Origin of the sequence: Rhodococcus sp. NPDC077669, assembly GCF_040686915.1 — a bacterium.
GTDB classification, from domain to species: Bacteria; Actinomycetota; Actinomycetes; order Mycobacteriales; family Mycobacteriaceae; genus Rhodococcoides; species Rhodococcoides fascians.
The window spans coordinates 347,066-363,052 of the sequence record NZ_JBFBMD010000003.1 but is presented as its reverse complement, the minus strand read 5'-3'; the positions used below and the strand labels follow the sequence as shown (position 1 = coordinate 363,052).

At 64.5% G+C, this 15,987-nt stretch carries 15 protein-coding genes; 8 read left to right on the top strand and 7 right to left on the bottom strand.

Annotated elements, in window-relative coordinates; genetic code table 11:
- Positions 1-30 precede the first annotated feature (30 nt).
- The 3 genes from AB0P23_RS06215 (at position 31) to AB0P23_RS06205 (ending at position 4,862) form a co-directional block, all read left to right on the top strand.
- Positions 31-2,337 (top strand): ATP-dependent DNA ligase, encoded by a 2,307-nt coding sequence (locus AB0P23_RS06215; protein WP_032372544.1) that lies wholly within the window; start codon positions 31-33, stop codon positions 2,335-2,337.
- 231 nt (positions 2,338-2,568) lie between these two features.
- The gene (locus tag AB0P23_RS06210; RefSeq protein WP_027495232.1) at positions 2,569-3,783 is read left to right on the top strand and encodes a lipase family protein; all 1,215 of its coding nucleotides are present in this window, start codon (positions 2,569-2,571) and stop codon (positions 3,781-3,783) included.
- Between the two features lie 83 nt (positions 3,784-3,866).
- Positions 3,867-4,862, top strand: coding sequence for an iron-siderophore ABC transporter substrate-binding protein (locus AB0P23_RS06205; RefSeq protein ID WP_032372545.1), 996 nt, complete (start codon positions 3,867-3,869; stop codon positions 4,860-4,862).
- Positions 4,863-4,999: 137 nt separating this feature from the next.
- Here the strand turns inward: AB0P23_RS06205 and AB0P23_RS06200 are convergent, their stop codons facing one another.
- The 4 genes from AB0P23_RS06200 to AB0P23_RS06185 all read right to left on the bottom strand — a co-directional run bounded on the left by AB0P23_RS06200 (position 5,000) and on the right by AB0P23_RS06185 (position 10,954).
- Positions 5,000-6,874 carry an ABC transporter ATP-binding protein gene (locus AB0P23_RS06200; RefSeq protein ID WP_032372546.1) on the bottom strand — a complete coding sequence of 625 codons (1,875 nt, stop codon included), beginning with the start codon at positions 6,872-6,874 and terminating at the stop codon, positions 5,000-5,002.
- Between the two features lie 65 nt (positions 6,875-6,939).
- Positions 6,940-9,195, bottom strand: coding sequence for an endopeptidase La (gene lon / locus AB0P23_RS06195; RefSeq protein WP_230593532.1), 2,256 nt, complete (start codon positions 9,193-9,195; stop codon positions 6,940-6,942).
- A gap of 168 nt (positions 9,196-9,363) precedes the next feature.
- Positions 9,364-10,065: a type 1 glutamine amidotransferase domain-containing protein gene (locus AB0P23_RS06190; protein WP_027495228.1), complete on the bottom strand. Its 702-nt coding sequence runs from the start codon at positions 10,063-10,065 to the stop codon at positions 9,364-9,366.
- Positions 10,066-10,192: 127 nt separating this feature from the next.
- A complete protein-coding gene (locus tag AB0P23_RS06185; RefSeq protein WP_032372548.1) occupies positions 10,193-10,954 on the bottom strand; it encodes a putative protein N(5)-glutamine methyltransferase in 762 nt (253 codons plus the stop codon).
- Positions 10,955-11,035: 81 nt separating this feature from the next.
- On the opposite strand from AB0P23_RS06185, the gene AB0P23_RS06180 reads away from it, so the two are divergent.
- Positions 11,036-11,419 (top strand): MmcQ/YjbR family DNA-binding protein, encoded by a 384-nt coding sequence (locus tag AB0P23_RS06180; protein WP_027495226.1) that lies wholly within the window; start codon positions 11,036-11,038, stop codon positions 11,417-11,419.
- A 46-nt stretch (positions 11,420-11,465) separates the two neighbouring features.
- Entirely contained in the window at positions 11,466-12,272 is an 807-nt protein-coding gene (locus tag AB0P23_RS06175) for a pentapeptide repeat-containing protein (protein WP_032372549.1), read from the top strand.
- Between the two features lie 4 nt (positions 12,273-12,276).
- Here the strand turns inward: AB0P23_RS06175 and AB0P23_RS06170 are convergent, their stop codons facing one another.
- Positions 12,277-12,426 (bottom strand): helix-hairpin-helix domain-containing protein, encoded by a 150-nt coding sequence (locus AB0P23_RS06170; RefSeq protein ID WP_141214575.1) that lies wholly within the window; start codon positions 12,424-12,426, stop codon positions 12,277-12,279.
- 83 nt (positions 12,427-12,509) lie between these two features.
- Here AB0P23_RS06170 and AB0P23_RS06165 point away from each other — a divergent pair, with 83 nt between their 5' ends.
- On the top strand, positions 12,510-13,397 hold the full coding sequence (locus tag AB0P23_RS06165) for an oxidoreductase (RefSeq protein WP_206497413.1): 888 nt from the start codon (positions 12,510-12,512) through the stop codon (positions 13,395-13,397).
- Here AB0P23_RS06165 and AB0P23_RS06160 read toward each other — a convergent pair.
- Entirely contained in the window at positions 13,385-13,918 is a 534-nt protein-coding gene (locus tag AB0P23_RS06160; RefSeq protein WP_287454214.1) for a hypothetical protein, read from the bottom strand. The two genes, AB0P23_RS06165 and AB0P23_RS06160, sit on opposite strands and share 13 nt — an antisense overlap.
- Before the next feature lie 60 nt (positions 13,919-13,978).
- Between AB0P23_RS06160 and zapE the strand changes: the two genes are divergently transcribed.
- Positions 13,979-14,896: a cell division protein ZapE gene (gene zapE / locus AB0P23_RS06155; RefSeq protein WP_206497415.1), complete on the top strand. Its 918-nt coding sequence runs from the start codon at positions 13,979-13,981 to the stop codon at positions 14,894-14,896.
- Here the strand turns inward: zapE and AB0P23_RS06150 are convergent.
- On the bottom strand, positions 14,849-15,229 hold the full coding sequence (locus AB0P23_RS06150; protein ID WP_032369575.1) for a hypothetical protein: 381 nt from the start codon (positions 15,227-15,229) through the stop codon (positions 14,849-14,851). The genes zapE and AB0P23_RS06150 overlap by 48 nt on opposite strands.
- 336 nt (positions 15,230-15,565) lie before the next feature.
- Between AB0P23_RS06150 and AB0P23_RS06145 the strand changes: the two genes are divergently transcribed.
- The gene (locus AB0P23_RS06145; protein WP_206497417.1) at positions 15,566-15,940 is read left to right on the top strand and encodes a hypothetical protein; all 375 of its coding nucleotides are present in this window, start codon (positions 15,566-15,568) and stop codon (positions 15,938-15,940) included.
- Positions 15,941-15,987: the final 47 nt, after the last annotated feature.

Here is a 15,987-nt window from a genome sequence, read left to right as displayed (position 1 = left end):
GGTTCAGACGGCGAGCACTAACCTGAGACGATGGCCACGCTCGAGATCGAAGGCCGAAAGGTCTCCGTCACCAACCTCGACAAGGTGCTGTTCCCAGAAACCAGCACCACCAAAAGCGACATCATCGAGTACTACGCTGCCATCGCCCCGGCGATGCTGCCGCACGTCGCAGGACGCGCCGTGACCCGCAAGCGGTGGCCGAACGGCGTCGAACAATCCTCGTTCTTCGAGAAGAATCTCGCCGCATCCGCACCCGACTGGCTCGACCGCCGATCCATGCAGCATTCCGACCGAGTCGTCACCTACCCGTTGTTCTCCACCGCAGCGGATCTGGTGTGGCTCGGGCAGCAGGCGGCCATCGAAGCGCACGTGCCGCAATGGCGTTTCGACGGCACCGAACCCGGCCCTGCCACCCGCATGGTCTTCGACCTAGATCCCGGCGACGACGTCGACCTCGCCCGATGCGCTGAGGTGGCCTGCGAAATACGTGACCTCATTGCAGACATCGGCATGACCGCGTACCCGGTCACCAGCGGCAGCAAGGGAATTCACCTGTACGTACCGCTGGACAAACCGCTGTCGACGTCCGGCGCATCCACCGTCGCCAAACGCGTCGCCACCCTGCTCGAAGAACGGTCACCGGATCGGGTGACCGCCACGATGGCGAAAGCGAAGCGCACGGGTCGAGTGTTCGTCGACTGGAGTCAGAACAACGGAAAGAAGACAACCGTTGCGCCGTACTCACTTCGGGGCCGTTCCCTACCCACCGTCGCGGCCCCCCGAACCTGGGAGGAGCTCGAATCGCCGGGACTGCAACAACTTCGATTCCAGGAAGTTCTGGAACGGTTCCACGACACCGGAGACCTATTGGCTGACCTCGATCCGAAGCCGGCAGCGGACGAACACGACACCTCCGGCACGGACAAGCTCGGCAAGTACCGCAGCATGCGTAGCTCGGACCGAACTCCGGAGCCCATCCCGAAAGCCGCCGAGCCCCAGGGTAACGACGATACGTTCGTGATTCAGGAACACCATGCCCGACGCCTGCACTACGACTTCAGGCTCGAGCACGATGGAGTCTTGGTGTCGTGGGCCGTCCCCAAGAACATCCCGGTCGAGAGCGGGCAGAACCGTCTGGCCGTCCACACCGAGGACCACCCGCTGGAATATGCGACGTTCTCCGGACGAATCCCCAAGGGCGAGTACGGCGGCGGAGACGTCTCGATCTGGGACAGCGGAACCTACGAACTCGAGAAGTGGAGAGACGACGAAGTCATCGTCGTTCTGCACGGAGCCAAAGCACGCGGCAGGTTCGCCCTCATCCGCACCAAGGGCAACCAGTGGCTCATGCACCTGATGAAGGACCAACCCGGAGAGCACTCGACAAAAATGGACAGCCCGCCGACGGACAAGCCGGTGCTGAAGAACATCTCACCGATGCTTGCAACAGTGGGCGACATACTCGATCTACCCGAGGACGAGTGGTCGTTCGAGGGTAAATGGGACGGCTTCCGCATCGTCGCGGAATTGACTCACGGTTCGATGACCCTGCGCACCCGAAGCGGAAACGACTACACCGAGAAGTTCGGAGCCATCGGGTCTCTCGCCGAGGACCTGGCCGATCACGACGCCGTCATCGACGGTGAAGTGGTCGTCTTCGACAGCAACGGCATCAGCAGCTTCGAGAAGCTGCAGAACGCCGCCCGCGACGACATCCGGTTCATCGCCTTCGACCTGCTCCATCTCGACGGCACTTCCCTCGTGCGCAAGAAGTACTCCGACCGGAGACGATTGTTGGAATTGCTCACCACCGGCCTCGACTCGGTTCTGGTGCCGCCGTTGCTGACGGGTTCGGCTGCCGACGCCATCGCCGAGAGCCGGGAACGGGGGTGGGAGGGAGTCGTCGCCAAGCGCACCGATTCGATCTACCAGCCGGGCAAGCGCGCCCACACCTGGATCAAGTACAAGAACTGGCGCACGCAAGAAGTCGTGATCGGCGGTTGGCGACGCGGCCAAGGACGTCGCTCCGGCGGATTCGGCTCGCTGTTGATGGGAATCCCCGACGGCGACGGCCTTCGCTACGTCGGTCGCGTCGGCACCGGTTTCGACGATCGCGCGCTCGATTCACTGGCCGCAGCGCTGGCTCCGCTGGAAACGTCGGAGAGTCCTTTCTCCACGACGCTTCCGACGGCCGACAGGCGCGGTGCCGTTTGGGTGGAACCGGTTCTCGTCGGAGAAGTGCGGTACTACGAGGCGACAGAATCCGGCCATCTTCGCCACCCGAGCTGGCGCGGATTGCGACCGGACAAGTCGCCGACGGACGTCGTTCCCGAGTAGCCGACGCCAACTGCCCAGCAGCGGATTTGGCCGAGTCACAGAAACCGGCAGAAAGACCGTTCTTCGGTTGCCATAGAATCGCTGGGTGCGTACCGTTGCGCTCATCGTCGCCCGGGGGGCGTAACGAGTCACAGATCAATAGCTATATCGAGTTGCGGGCCAGCTCTACGGGGGCTTGCCGAATCGTCGAGACGCGCGCCGTTTCGATTCAGGCATGGAGGGGTTTACCAGATGCGGGTTCTCAAATTGGCAGGCGCTGTCAGCATAACGGCGGTTGCCGTTCTCTGTTCGACGCTTGTCGGCCCAGGTCAGGCCGCTGCGGCGCCCTTGTTTCCGACGCCGATATCGGACGGTTTCTACGCTCCGCCCGCCGACCTCGCCGCTATGGCACCGGGGGACGTGATCTCCAGCCGGCCGATGCCGCCACCTCCCGGCTTCTTCGACGTCGACGTGTGGCAGCTGAAGTTCCGCTCCACGAATTCGGCGGGTAATCCCATCGCGGCGATCAACACCGTGCTGGTCCCCCGCAACAAAGCCCCCAACGGGCCGGTGCTGTCTTACCAACACATCATCAACGCACTCGGTCTCGAATGTGCACCGTCACAAGCGCTCTGGTCCAACGATCCTAATCTGGCGATCCGCGAGGCACCCGCGCTGAACGCCGTTCTGCAGCGTGGCTGGACGGTTGTCATCGCCGATCACCTCGGCCCCAACAGTGCCTACGGTGCAGCCAAGCTCGGCGGACAGATCGTGCTCGACAGCATCCGCGCCACCCAGCGTTTCGATCCGCTGCAGCTGCGGCAGAGCCCGGTTGCGTTGGCCGGATACTCCGGTGGCGGCATGGCGACGGCGTGGGCAGCAGCGTTGCAGAACGACTACGCGCCCGAGCTGAACATCGTCGGCAGCGCCGCGGGCGGTGCTCCGATGAACCTCGAGCGCATGGCTCGCGATCTCGGTTTCGCACCCCACCCGGTGTTCGGTCTCGCCTTCGCCGCTGCGCTCGGCCTCGAGCGTGAGTACCCCACTCGCATTCCGATCAGCTCCCAGTTGAACCCGTTGGGCAAGCAGATCGAAAGCGAGATCCAGAACGGATGCACCAACGACATCATCGCCGCCGGAGCCGGTAAGAGCGCGATGGAGGTCGCGGGCACGTTGGACCTGATGAACAGCCCGGAGATGATCGCGGCCGTCAACGAGAACAGCGTCGAGATGTACCCCGGTGTGCCGAAAGCTCCGTACTTCGAGTGGCACAGTCCCACCGATGCGCTCATCCCGGTCAGCTCGATCGACAACACGATTGCCCGGTACTGCCGGGCCGGGGTCAACGTCACCGAGGTCCAGGTACCCAGCAACGATCACCTGACCGCTGCCGTACTCGGCCTGCCGCAGGCTCTGGAATGGATCGATCAGCGGTTCGCCGGAGTGCCCGCCGTTTCCAACTGCTGACCGTATTGTCCGACCCGGTGCGTGCTGGATGAGCGCATGGGTCGGTTAGGCTAACCTCGCAAACACACGCGCGAGGAGTCCCCATGAAGAAGACCGTCCACGTAGTCGCCGCCGGTGCCGCAGTCATGGCACTGGCGGTCGGCTGTTCGTCGAGCGACGAACCCACTGCCTCAGGTAACTCCGAGAACGGTGCCAACTTTCCCGTCACCATCGAGCACCACTTCGGTGAGACGGTCATCGACGCCGCACCCTCCCGCGTCGTGACCATCGGATTCAACGAGCAGGACTTCGCGCTGGCGCTCGGAGTCAAGCCCGTCGCCACCCGTGGAAATCTCAGTTACGACTACCGCCAACGCCCGTGGGCCCAGGAAGCATTGGGCGGCACCGAGATCCCCGAGGTCGGCAGCACCGACCTGAACCTCGAGCAGATTGCAGCGCAGTCACCCGATCTGATCCTCGGACCGTACTCGTTCATCGATCAAGGCCAGTACGACCAACTTTCGGCGATGGCGCCGACGATCGCAGACATCGGTGGATACGACGACGTCCCCGCGGCCACGTGGCAGCAGGAATTCGCCGTGGTCGGCGAGGCACTGGGCAAGAAGCAGGAATCCGACGAGCGAACTGCCGAGCTCGAGCAGAAGTTCGAGACCACCCAGACCGACAACCCTCAGTTCGCCGGCAAGGCACTGACACTCGCGTTCGTCATGGACGACGGCAGCTACTTCGTTCTCGGTAAGGACGACATCCGAGCGCTGTTCTTCACCGACCTCGGCTTCGAGATCCCCGACGCCAGCGAAACGGTCAGCCCCGAAAACCTCAGCCGACTCGACACCGACGTCCTCGTCATCGCCGGACAGAGCCGCGAACAACTGCAGGCAAACCCGCTGATCGCCGCACTCGACGTCGTGAAGCAGGACCGCACCGTCTACATCGGCTCGTTCAGCACCGACCTACCGTCGGCTCTCGGCTACTCGAGCCCACTGTCCCTCGACTACGCAATCGACGGATTCACCCCGATGCTGGCCGCCGCAACCGACAACGACCCGGCCACCGTGGTCCCAGATCCGATGTCATAGGTCACTCCGCAGGCTGCGCTCCCGGCCTTCATAGCTCACTCCGCAGGCTGCGCTCCCGGCCTTCATAGCTCACTCCGCAGGCTGCGCTCCCGGCCTTCCTAGGTCACTCCGCAGGCTGCGCTCCCGGCTTTCCTAGGTCACTCCGCTGGCACGGTGTGCGCGAACTGTGTTCGATGCAGCTCCTCGTAGCGGCCGCCCGCTGCGAGGAGCTCGTCGTGTGTTCCGCGCTCGATGACCTGTCCGTTCTCGATCACCAGGATGGCGTCCGCTGCTCGGATGGTCGAGAGCCGGTGCGCGATCACCACCGACGTCTTGCCCTCGAGCGCCTCGGCCAGCGCTGCCTGCACGGCGGCCTCGGACGTCGAATCCAGTGAGGCCGTGGCCTCGTCGAGTATCACCACCCGTGGCTGCGCGATCAGCAGCCGTGCGATCGTCAGGCGTTGACGCTCCCCGCCGGACAGGCGGTAGCCGCGCTCGCCGACGATTGTCTCGAGCCCGTCGGGCAAGGAACGCACGAGATCGGCGAGCCTGGCCCGCGACAGTGCGTCCCACAGTTCGTCCTCGGTGGCGTCGGGCCGTGGCAGCAGCAGATTCGAGCGAATGCTTTCGTGGAACAGATGACCGTCCTGAGTCACCATTCCCACTGTGTTGCGGACGGATTCGGCGGTCAGGTCTCGCACGTCGACATCGCCGAGCCGCACTGCGCCGCTGTCGACGTCGTACAACCGAGCGATCAGTTGCGCGATCGTGGACTTGCCCGCACCGGAGGTACCCACCAGGGCGACCATCTGACCGGGTTCGGCCCGGAACGACACACCGTGCAGAACCTCTTCGCCGCCACGGGAATCCAGAGTTGCTACCTCCTCCAGGGACGCGAGCGACACTTTGTCGGCCGACGGGTATGCGAACCTGACGTCGTCGAGTTCGACGGCCACCGGCCCCGGGGGCAGCACCGTCGCGTCCGGCTTGTCGGCGATCAGAGGAACGAGATCGAGCACCTCGAACACTCGCTCGAAACTGACCAGCGCGCTCATGACCTCGACACGGGCACTCGCCAGTGCGGTCAGCGGCGCGTAGAGCCTGGCCAGCAGAAGGGACAGTGCGACAACCGAACCCGGGTCCAGTCGACCACTGAGTGCGTAGAAGCCGCCGAGTCCGTAGACCACGGCGAGGGCCAGAGCCGACACCAGGGTGAGCGCCGTGACGAACACGGTCTGCACCATCGCGCTCCGAACTCCGATGTCGCGGACTCGGGCGGCTCGAACCGCGAACTCGACGGATTCCTGGTCGGGGTGCCCGAACAGTTTGACCAGTGTCGCTCCCGGCGCCGAGAAACGCTCGGTCATCTGGGTGCTCATCGCCGAATTGTGTGCTGCCGCTTCACGTTGCAGACGTGCGAGCCGTCGACCCATGCGACGGGCCGGCAGCACGAACACCGGCAACAGGATCAGCGCGAGCAGAGTGATCTGCCAGGAGATTCCGATCATCACCACGAGCGTCAGAGCCAGCGTCACCACGTTGCTGACGACTCCGGACAACGTGGTGCTGAATGCGCGTTGGGCACCGATGACATCGTTGTTGAGGCGACTGACCAGAGCGCCGGTTCGGGTGCGGGTGAAGAAGGCGATCGGCATCCGCTGTACATGGTCGAACACTGCGGTGCGCAGATCCAGAATCAGACTCTCACCGATGTTGGACGAGAGCCACCGGTTGATCAGACCGAAGCCTGCGTCCACGATGGCGATCACCGCGATGGCCAGAGCCAGCAGCACCACCACACGTAGCTCTCGCCCGTCGACGATCGCGTTGACCACCCGCCCGGCCAATACCGGAGTTGCCACCGCAAGCACCGCCAGCGCGACGCTGAGCACCAGGAAGCCGCCGAGGGCGCGTCGATGCGGTGCTGCGAACGACAGGATCCGGCGCGCAGTCTCCTTGGAGAACGAAGACTGCGCGCCGGAGCTGTTCATCGTGCGATACATCTGGTTCCACGCGGTCATCTCCATGCTCATGACACCAACGTAGAACCTCGACCGAACTCGAGGTCAAGCAGAGCCCGAGAACGGTCGCCGTCACCTCACGCGGCCGCGGCAGCTTCCGCCGGTTCCAGCGCGAGCGCCAGGATGTCGGCCACGTCGGTCATCGGCCGAACGTCCAACGCCTCCAGGACCTCCGCAGGGACGTCGTCCAGATCGGGTTCGTTGCGTGCCGGAATGAACACCGTCTTCAGCCCGGCGCGCTGAGCCGCCAACAGCTTCTGCTTGACTCCACCGATCGGCAGCACACGTCCGTTGAGCGTCACCTCTCCGGTCATTCCCACGTCCGACCGCACCGGACGCCCGGTGGCCATCGACACCAGGGCCGTCACCATCGTCACGCCCGCCGAAGGACCGTCCTTGGGCACTGCCCCGGCCGGAACGTGCACATGGATACTGCGATCCAGTGATTCGGCAGTGACGCCGAATCGAGCTGCGTGCGCTCGCACGTAGGACAGCGCGATCTGCGCCGACTCCTTCATCACGTCGCCGAGCTGGCCGGTGAGCGTGAGGCCCGCGTCGCCCTCGGTGGAGGCCGCCTCGATGAACAGCACGTCGCCGCCGAGCCCGGTTACCGCCAGACCCGTTGCGACACCCGGTACTTCGGTTCGCTCGTGCGCCTCGGGGGTGAAGCGCGGACGACCGAGGTAGGTCACCAGATCCGGCTCGTCGATCTCGAGCGCGTCCGTGGTGCCCGCAAGTTTCGTCGCCACCTTACGTAGAGCCTTGGCCAGCAAGCGTTCGAGTTGCCGCACCCCGGGCTCTCGGGTGTAGTCGGCAGCGATCTTGCGCAGTGCGGCGTCGGTGACGGTCACCTCGTCGGATGTGACTGCCGCCCTCTCCATCTGACGCGGAAGCAGGTAGTTCCGAGCGATGACGACCTTGTCGTCCTCGGTGTATCCATCGATGGTCACCAGCTCCATGCGATCGAGCAGTGGGCCGGGAATCTGATCGATCACGTTGGCGGTGGCAAGGAACACGACGTCGGACAGGTCGAGATCCAGATCGAGGTAATGGTCGCGGAACGTGTGGTTCTGCGCCGGGTCCAGTACCTCGAGCAGTGCGGCGCTGGGATCACCGCGGTAGTCCGAACCTACCTTGTCGATCTCGTCCAGCAGCACAACGGGATTCATCGATCCCGCCTCGCCGATCGCCCGCACGATGCGGCCCGGCAATGCGCCGACGTAGGTGCGACGGTGGCCGCGGATCTCGGCCTCGTCGCGAACCCCACCGAGGGCAACACGGACGAAGGTACGACCGAGAGCGCGGGCCACCGATTCGCCCAACGAGGTCTTACCGACACCGGGAGGTCCGGCGAGCACCATGACTGCACCGGAGCCGCGTCCGCCGACGGACTGCATACCCCGCTCGGAGCGCCGTGCGCGAACGGCCAGATATTCGACGATGCGGTCCTTCACGTCGTCGAGGCCGTGGTGGTCGGCATCGAGAACGGCTCGCGCCGAATCGATGTCGGTGTTGTCGGTCGTGGTGTTGTTCCACGGCAGGTCCAGCACGGTGTCGAGCCAGGTGCGAATCCACCCCGACTCGGGGCTCTGATCACTGGCCCGCTCCAACTTGCCCACTTCACGGAGCGCTTGTTCGCGCACCTTCTCTGGCAGGTCCGCAGCCTCCACGCGGCCGCGGTAGTCGTCCGCACCGTCGGGTTCGTCCTCGCCCAGTTCTTTTCGGATAGCGGCGAGCTGCTGACGCAGGAGGAACTCCTTCTGTGTCTTCTCCATGCCCTCTCGGACGTCACCGGAAATCTTGTCGTTGACCTCGACCTCGGCCAAGTGAGCCTTGGTCCACTCGATCAGCGATGTCAGACGCGTTGCCACGTCAGGTGTTTCGAGCAGATCCCGCTTCTGGACGTCAGTCAGGTACGACGCGTAGCCCGCGGTATCGGCGATCGCGCCGGGGTCGGTGAGCTTGTTGACCGAGTCGATCACCTGCCACGCGTCGCGGCGTTGCAGCATCGCCACGACGAGTTGCTTGTATTCGGCTGCAAGCGCTTTGAGGTCGTCGTTCGGGGTTGTATCGGCGACGGGCTCGGCCTCGACCCACAGGGCCGCCCCGGGGCCACTGACCCCGTGGCCGATGTGCGCACGACGAGTTGCCTTGATGACGGCGGCCGGGCGACCGTCGGCCAACCGTCCCATCTGCACGATGGTGGCGAGAACGCCATAAGCGGCGTACCGATCTTCGAGTCGGGGAGCGACGAGCAGCGTGCCGTCGTTGCTTGCCTTCGCTGCGTCGACGGCGGCGCGTGCGGCCTCGTCGAGTTCGACGGGCACCACCATTCCGGGCAGGACGATCGGGTCGGTCAGGAACAGTACGGGGACACGAACGGTTTCGGTCACTTCTCCTCCAAAGGGTTGAGCTATAGGGGCTCAACTTCGAAAGGAGTAGTGATGTTCCCCGAGCGGTCGATGTTCTCCGTGGGCAGAACACCGACCGTCCACGGCGTCCTACTTCAGGGCGCTGACCAGCTTCTCCGCGAGAGGACGCGTCGATGCGGGGTTCTGGCCCGTGTAGAGGTTGCGGTCGACGACCACATGTGGCGACCAGGCGTCGGCGTTCTCGAACTTGGCGCCGTTCTCGCGCAGCCGGGTCTCGAGGAGCCATGGGGCCTTGTCTGCGAGCCCGGCCTGGGTCTCTTCCTCGTCGGTGAAGCCGGTGAGCTCGTACCCGTCGAAAGCCCAGGAGCCGTCGGTACGGACGGCAGGCAGCAGGGCCGCCGGTGCGTGGCACACCGCCGAGACCACCTTGTTCGCATCGAGGAAGTCGACCACGAGGGCACCGAAGCTCGTCGAGACGGCGAGGTCCTCCATGGGCCCGTGGCCACCGGGGACGAACACGACGTCGAAGTCGGAGGCCTTCTGGTCTTCCAGCTTCGCGGGCGAGGACAGGATCGACTCGATCGAGGCCAGGTAGCTCTTCTGGTCCGCCACCTTCTGCTCGTCGCCACCGTTCGCGTCGACGGCCAGGCTGCCCTCGTCGACGACCGGAGCCTTGCCACCCGGCGTCGCCACCGTGATGTCCCACCCGGCCTCGACGAATGTGCGATGGGACTCGACGAGCTCCTCGGCCCAGTACCCGGTGGGGTGCTTGCTTCCGTCGTTCAGGGTCCAATGGTCGGCAGCGGTTACCGCGAACAGCAAAGTAGTCATGGTCGAACAGCCTCTTTTCTCTATCGGGATCCGTTGGGGTATGCCACGAAACGCCTCGGTCGAAACGCACCGCCGAAACGCACCGCCGAAACGCGCCGCCGAAACCGGCGGTGTGGCACTCGTCTCGTCACGTACGCGAAGCGATCACGACCACCGCGTCGAATTCGTCCGATGCGCTCACCCGCGCGTGGAATCCGCAGTCGCGCACTGCCCGCAGAGTCGAATCAGCCAGTGCAGCACTGCTTTCGATCAGCAAGTGACCGCCGGGGGACAACCATGCAGGTGCCCCCTCGGCCACGAGACGGTGGAATCGGGCACCGTCTTCGCCGCCGTCGAGCGCGATCCGCGGCTCGTGCAATCGCGCTTCTCGCGGCATCAGTTCGATGTGGGCCGTCGGGACGTACGGCGCGTTGACCACTATCGCATCGAAGGATCCGAGCAACTCCGGCGGCAAGGCGTCGTACAGATCGCCGCGGTGCACCGTACCCCCGACGGCAGCCAGGTTGCGCGTGGCGCATTCCACGGCCGCCGCGTCGAGATCGGCGGCATGTAATTCGGTGACGCCACCGACCGACAGTCCTACCGCACCTGATCCGCAGCACATGTCCAATAATCGCGACGGCTGCAGTGCTGCAGCGCAATTCACCAGGAATTCAGTTCTCCGACGGGGTACGAATACCCCCGGTTCGACGGCGACGCGTCGACCACAGAACCACACCCAGCCGACGATGTGTTCGAGCGGTTCCCCGGCGATACGGCGAGCGAGCAGGGCGGCGAGATCGTCGCTGTCCGATGCGGATTCGACCAGAATGTCGGCTTCTTCTTCCGCGAACACGCAGCCGGCCCCGCGCAGACCGGACACGACCTCGTCGTACTCGGGTCTCACCATGGATGGAGCCTCCTCCAAGTGCCTGCGCCCAACTGCCCCGCGCTGAAATACTGTAGCCCGGCATGTGTCACAGGGAGTCGAATGAACTGGGAACCCGAGGTCCGACAGATGTGTCTGGCGTTGCCCGAGACCTACGAGGAGCAGGCGTGGGTCGGTACCCGATGGCGGGTACGTGGCCGCACCTTCGCCCACGTCCTCGACATTGTCGACGGCACTCCTCCGGCATTCGCAACAGCAGCGGGGACCGACGGACCGGCTCACGTCCTCGTATTCCGTTCCCGAGGAATAGAACTCGACGCATTGTCGAGGCAGGACGGCTTCTTCGCCCCCGGCTGGGGACCCGAGATCATCGGCATGCTGCTCGACGAGTCGGTGGATCGAACGGAACTCGGCGAGCTGATCACGGAGAGCTACTGCACCCGGGCCCCGAAGAAGCTCGTCGCACTCCTCCGACGTCCGGAGTGACGATTCTCGTTTGACGCTGCGGCTGCCCGAAGGACAGAGTGAACACATGAGCCCACCCGAGAATCTGCTCGCCGATTGCGGCAGCTGCTTCGGACTCTGTTGCGTTGCTCTGCCCTTCGCCAAGTCGTCGGATTTCGCCGTCGACAAAGCCGCCGGGGAACCGTGCCGCAACCTTCAGAAGGACTCGCGCTGCGGCATCCACTCGTCGCTTCGGGAGAAGGGCTTTCCCGGATGCACGGTGTACGACTGTTTCGGTGCTGGGCAGAAAGTGTCGCAATCGACGTTCGCGGGACGGGACTGGCGAGAAACGCCGTCGAACTCGTCGGAGATGTTCGCGGTGTTCCCGATCATGCGGGATCTGCACGAGTTGCTCTGGTACCTGGCAGATGCACGTGGCCGGACATCGACCGCATCCCTGCACAGCCGGCTTACCCACGAGTACGAGGAGCTGGACGCTCTCACGTCGGAGACTCCCGAGGTCCTGTTGTCGGTCGACGTCTTCGCAGTGCGCTCGCGGGTCAACGAGGCGCTGCTCGATGCAAGCGATCTGGTGCGCGCAGAGGTGTCGGGCAAGAAGAAGAACTACCGCGGACGCGACATGATCGGGGCCAAGCTGGCCGGTGCGGACCTCCGCGGTGCGAGCTTGCGGGGCACGTACCTGATCGGGGCGAATCTGCGCGGTGCCGACTTGCGCTGGGCCGACCTGATCGGGGCCGATTTTCGCGGTGCCGATCTCCGCGGTGCGAATCTGCGCGAGACGATCTTCGCGACGCAATTCCAGATCAATGCGGCGCTCGGTGACAGATCGACACAGCTACCCGAGGCGTTGACCCGTCCCGGACATTGGACGTGACCGTTCAGCTCAGTGACCTGCCGGTGCGCTCGAGCGCTTCCTGAACGATCCTCACTGCCTTCGGTCCGACTCCGTGCAGTGACGCGAGCTCAGCAGCGGGCACCCCGGCCAGGTCGTCGAGACAGGTATATCCCGCAGCTCGCAATGCCCGCATCGCGGGGTTTCCGATCCCTGTCGGAAAAAGGGGTTCTGCTGTACTCACCGGCGCATTCTAAAACAGACCGGTAGCCTGTTGCCGTGCCCGAAACCAAGCAGAAACGCGTTGTCATCACCGGAGCGAATACCGGTATCGGCTACTACACAGCTTTGGAGCTGGCCAAGCGCGGCGATCACGTGACGCTCGCCTGCCGCAACCAGGACAAGGCCGACGCCGCAGCGGCGAAGATCCGCGCGGAGGCCCCGAACGGAACTGTCGACACGGCCACCCTCGACCTGGCCGATCTCGGTTCGGTCCGCAAGTACGCCGAGTCGGCTCCCGAATCGATCGACATTCTGATCAACAATGCGGGCGTCATGATGCCGGCGAAGCGAACCGAAACGAAGGATGGGTTCGAGCTCCAGATCGGCACCAACCATCTCGGCCACTTCGCGCTGACCGGGTTGCTGTTCCCCAAGCTCGCCGCCGACGCGAAGATCACGAGCGTCGCCTCGGTCGCGCACCGTCAGCGCCCCAAGCTCGACTTCGACGACCTCCAGCTCGAGCGTGGCTACAACGCGCAACGCGGATACGCGAACTCCAAGCTCGCGAACATCCTGTTCGCGCTGGAACTGCAGCGTCGGATCGACAAGGCCGGATCCAAGGTCACCAGCAATGCTGCACACCCCGGCATCTCGTCGACCGAGCTCTACTCGAGCCCGGATGGTCTGGGCAGCAACAAGATCCTGGCGACCCTGGCACCCATCGGACTGAAGTTCATCTCTCAATCTGCCCGCGCCGGAGCGCTTCCCACACTCTATGCAGTCGACGTCGCAGGCGGCGGCACCTACAGCGGTCCCACATCTCTGTTCGAGTCCCGCGGCAAGCCGGGCCCGGCGAGCATGACCAAGATGGCTCAGGATCCCGCACTCGCGGCCCAGCTGTGGGACGCCAGCGAGAAGCTCACCGGAGTCGGCTACCCGTTCTGAGACGGAATCCCGGCGAGATAGATCGATATCGGAAGTCGTAGTTCCGCAACATCTTTCGCGGTTCCACGGCCGAATATCGCGTCGGCCATCAGTCCTTCGCACAGCGAGACCAAGCCGTCTCCGTGCGCTGGCTCGTCGAACAGTTCTCTGGCCCGTTCGAGTGAGAAGAACGAACGGGCCAAGTCGGCCCTGATGTCGGCCGGGACCGCAGGATCGAGCATCAGCGCGTAGCGGGCCCGGAGTTCGACCATGCGATGGGTGATCGCAGCGTCGAGATAGCGTGCGATCACCGTCGCAACATCGGTTTCGGTTCCGACGATCTCCAGAAACGATGCCCGCGAGAGCTCGATCAGGCGGGTAGCCACAGCGGCGAGCAGATCAGGCTTGGTGCGGAAGTAGTAGGACGTCGAGCCTGCCGGAAAGTCCAGCGCCGAATCGATCGACCGGTGCGTCAACACGCGCAAGCCGTCTCGGGCGATGACGCCGAGCGCAGCGTCGGCGATGGCGGTGCGGCGGTCCACAGCAGTGACCCTACACACGCACTCTACAAATGTAGAGTCGCGGGGCGTACGGTTCGTGGCATGAGGCCGACCGCATCGCGACACGTCTTCGACGCTGCCTTCACGCTCGACGACGCCCAGGCCGCAGCGGCAGACACGCTGTCGACACCCGGCGACAGAGGTGTCTACCTGTGGGGACCGGTCGGGCGTGGCAAGACCTGGCTGCTGGACAGCTACTTCGCCGCGGCCGACACTTCTGCGAAGAAGCGCGTGCACTTCCACAGCTTCTTCCGCGATCTCCACGCGGCGTACTTTCGCCACGGGTTTTCCATCGACGCAGCCATCGACGATGTCCTGTCGACAGGATCGGCTCCGGCGGCACTGCTGTGCTTCGACGAATTTCACGTCCACGACATCGGAGACGCCCGCCTCATCACGCGCATGCTCGACGCACTCTTCGCTCGTGGCGTCGTCCTGGTCGTCACCTCGAACTACGCGCCCGACGATTTGCTGCCGAATCCGCTGTTCCACCCGACGTTCGCCCCGACCATCGAGAAGCTGAAGCAGTGCCTCGACGTGGTCCGTGTCGACGGCCCCGTCGATTACCGCGCCGCCGGTGCCAGTGGATCGCGCTTCGCCTCGGGGACATGGACCGTGGAGCCCGTCTCGGGTGGTCGGACGTTTGCCGAGCTGTGTTGTGCTGCCCGTTCCACGGGTGACTACCTTCAGATGGCCCAGACCGCTACGCAGCTGACGATCACCGACATTCCGGCTCTCGCGAGCGTGGACGAGTTCGCGGCTCAGCGCTTCGCGAATCTGGTCGATGTTCTGTACGACCTCGATGTGCGTACCGAATTCCACAGCGTGGTGCCGCTGACCGAATTCGCCGTCGGATGCACCGGACTCGATACCGACAGATTGATCAGTCGACTGAGCGAACTGGGCTCCCGGTCACGCGAGTGCGCGGCGGACAGAGTCAGGATCCCCGGCTCGCAGTAGCTCTTCACCGCGAGCGAGGAGAACGACCTCGTTACCGTCGAGCGCGAGCCCACGGCACGCCAGGCCGGCTCCTTCCCACAGCAGAACGAGCTCGAGAATCAGCCGCGCGAGAGTGGCGTCGGGATTGCGGCCGATGCTCCACGACCAGTTACTGACTCGGATTCCGGCGTCTCGGGCGAGCGCCTCACCCAGCCGAGATCCGGTCACCCACGGATACATGTCGTCCAGGACCGGCGTGAAGGCGGAGGTGAGCAGTGCCGCAGCAAGATCACGACGGTCTCGCCCCAGCAGCGCTCGAAGTTCGGCGGACAGTTCGGTCTTGGATGCCGGCATCTCCGAATCCTAGACGCGCGCTCGATTCGAACTGCGGCACGTCGGTGCATCCAACGAACTCGAATACGGGCCTACGGTCGCGCAGCACGCAGTTTGGTCATCACAGCTTCGTGCTCCTGGGGAGCAAGGGGGTAGGGGACTCTGTCACCGGTGTCGTTGAAACCCATGCGACAAACCCACGCAACACAAAGGGAGACACCCACTACTGACGGCGGTCGGGGGCGACAGCAGTAGCGGGTGTCTCATTGTCCATTCGGGGCCCGTCGCCGGGTGGATGGGTAGCGGATGGGAAATTCTTTCGAAGTTTTTTCACCGACCGAGGCATAGCCTGTGACCATGCCTTTCACAGCAGCGAACCACTACGACTTCAGCGGTGACGACCTCACCGGAACCGTCGACGCCCATCGCTCCGCCGGAGTGTGGGCGGCGCAGCTCGTCCTCAGTGGAGAGACGCTGGAATCCACCGACGTCACCCGATCCGATATGGGATTCGAGGTGCGGACCGTCGTCGAGACCCTCTCGGACGGTAACCGGACCCACCTGCTCGTCGTTCTGCCCCGCGTCAACATCGATACGGACGACGGCCAGGACGTCACGTTCACCTCGTACGCAGTGCTGTACACCGTGCACGGCGGAACCACCGAGCAGCACGGCCCGACCGAGTCGTACGACGTGCGGTTGCTCACCGGAACCGCGTCTCTCGTGCAGTGACCGCCGCGGAAATAACCCGGACCGCACCCCGGTTGTACGGCATAGTC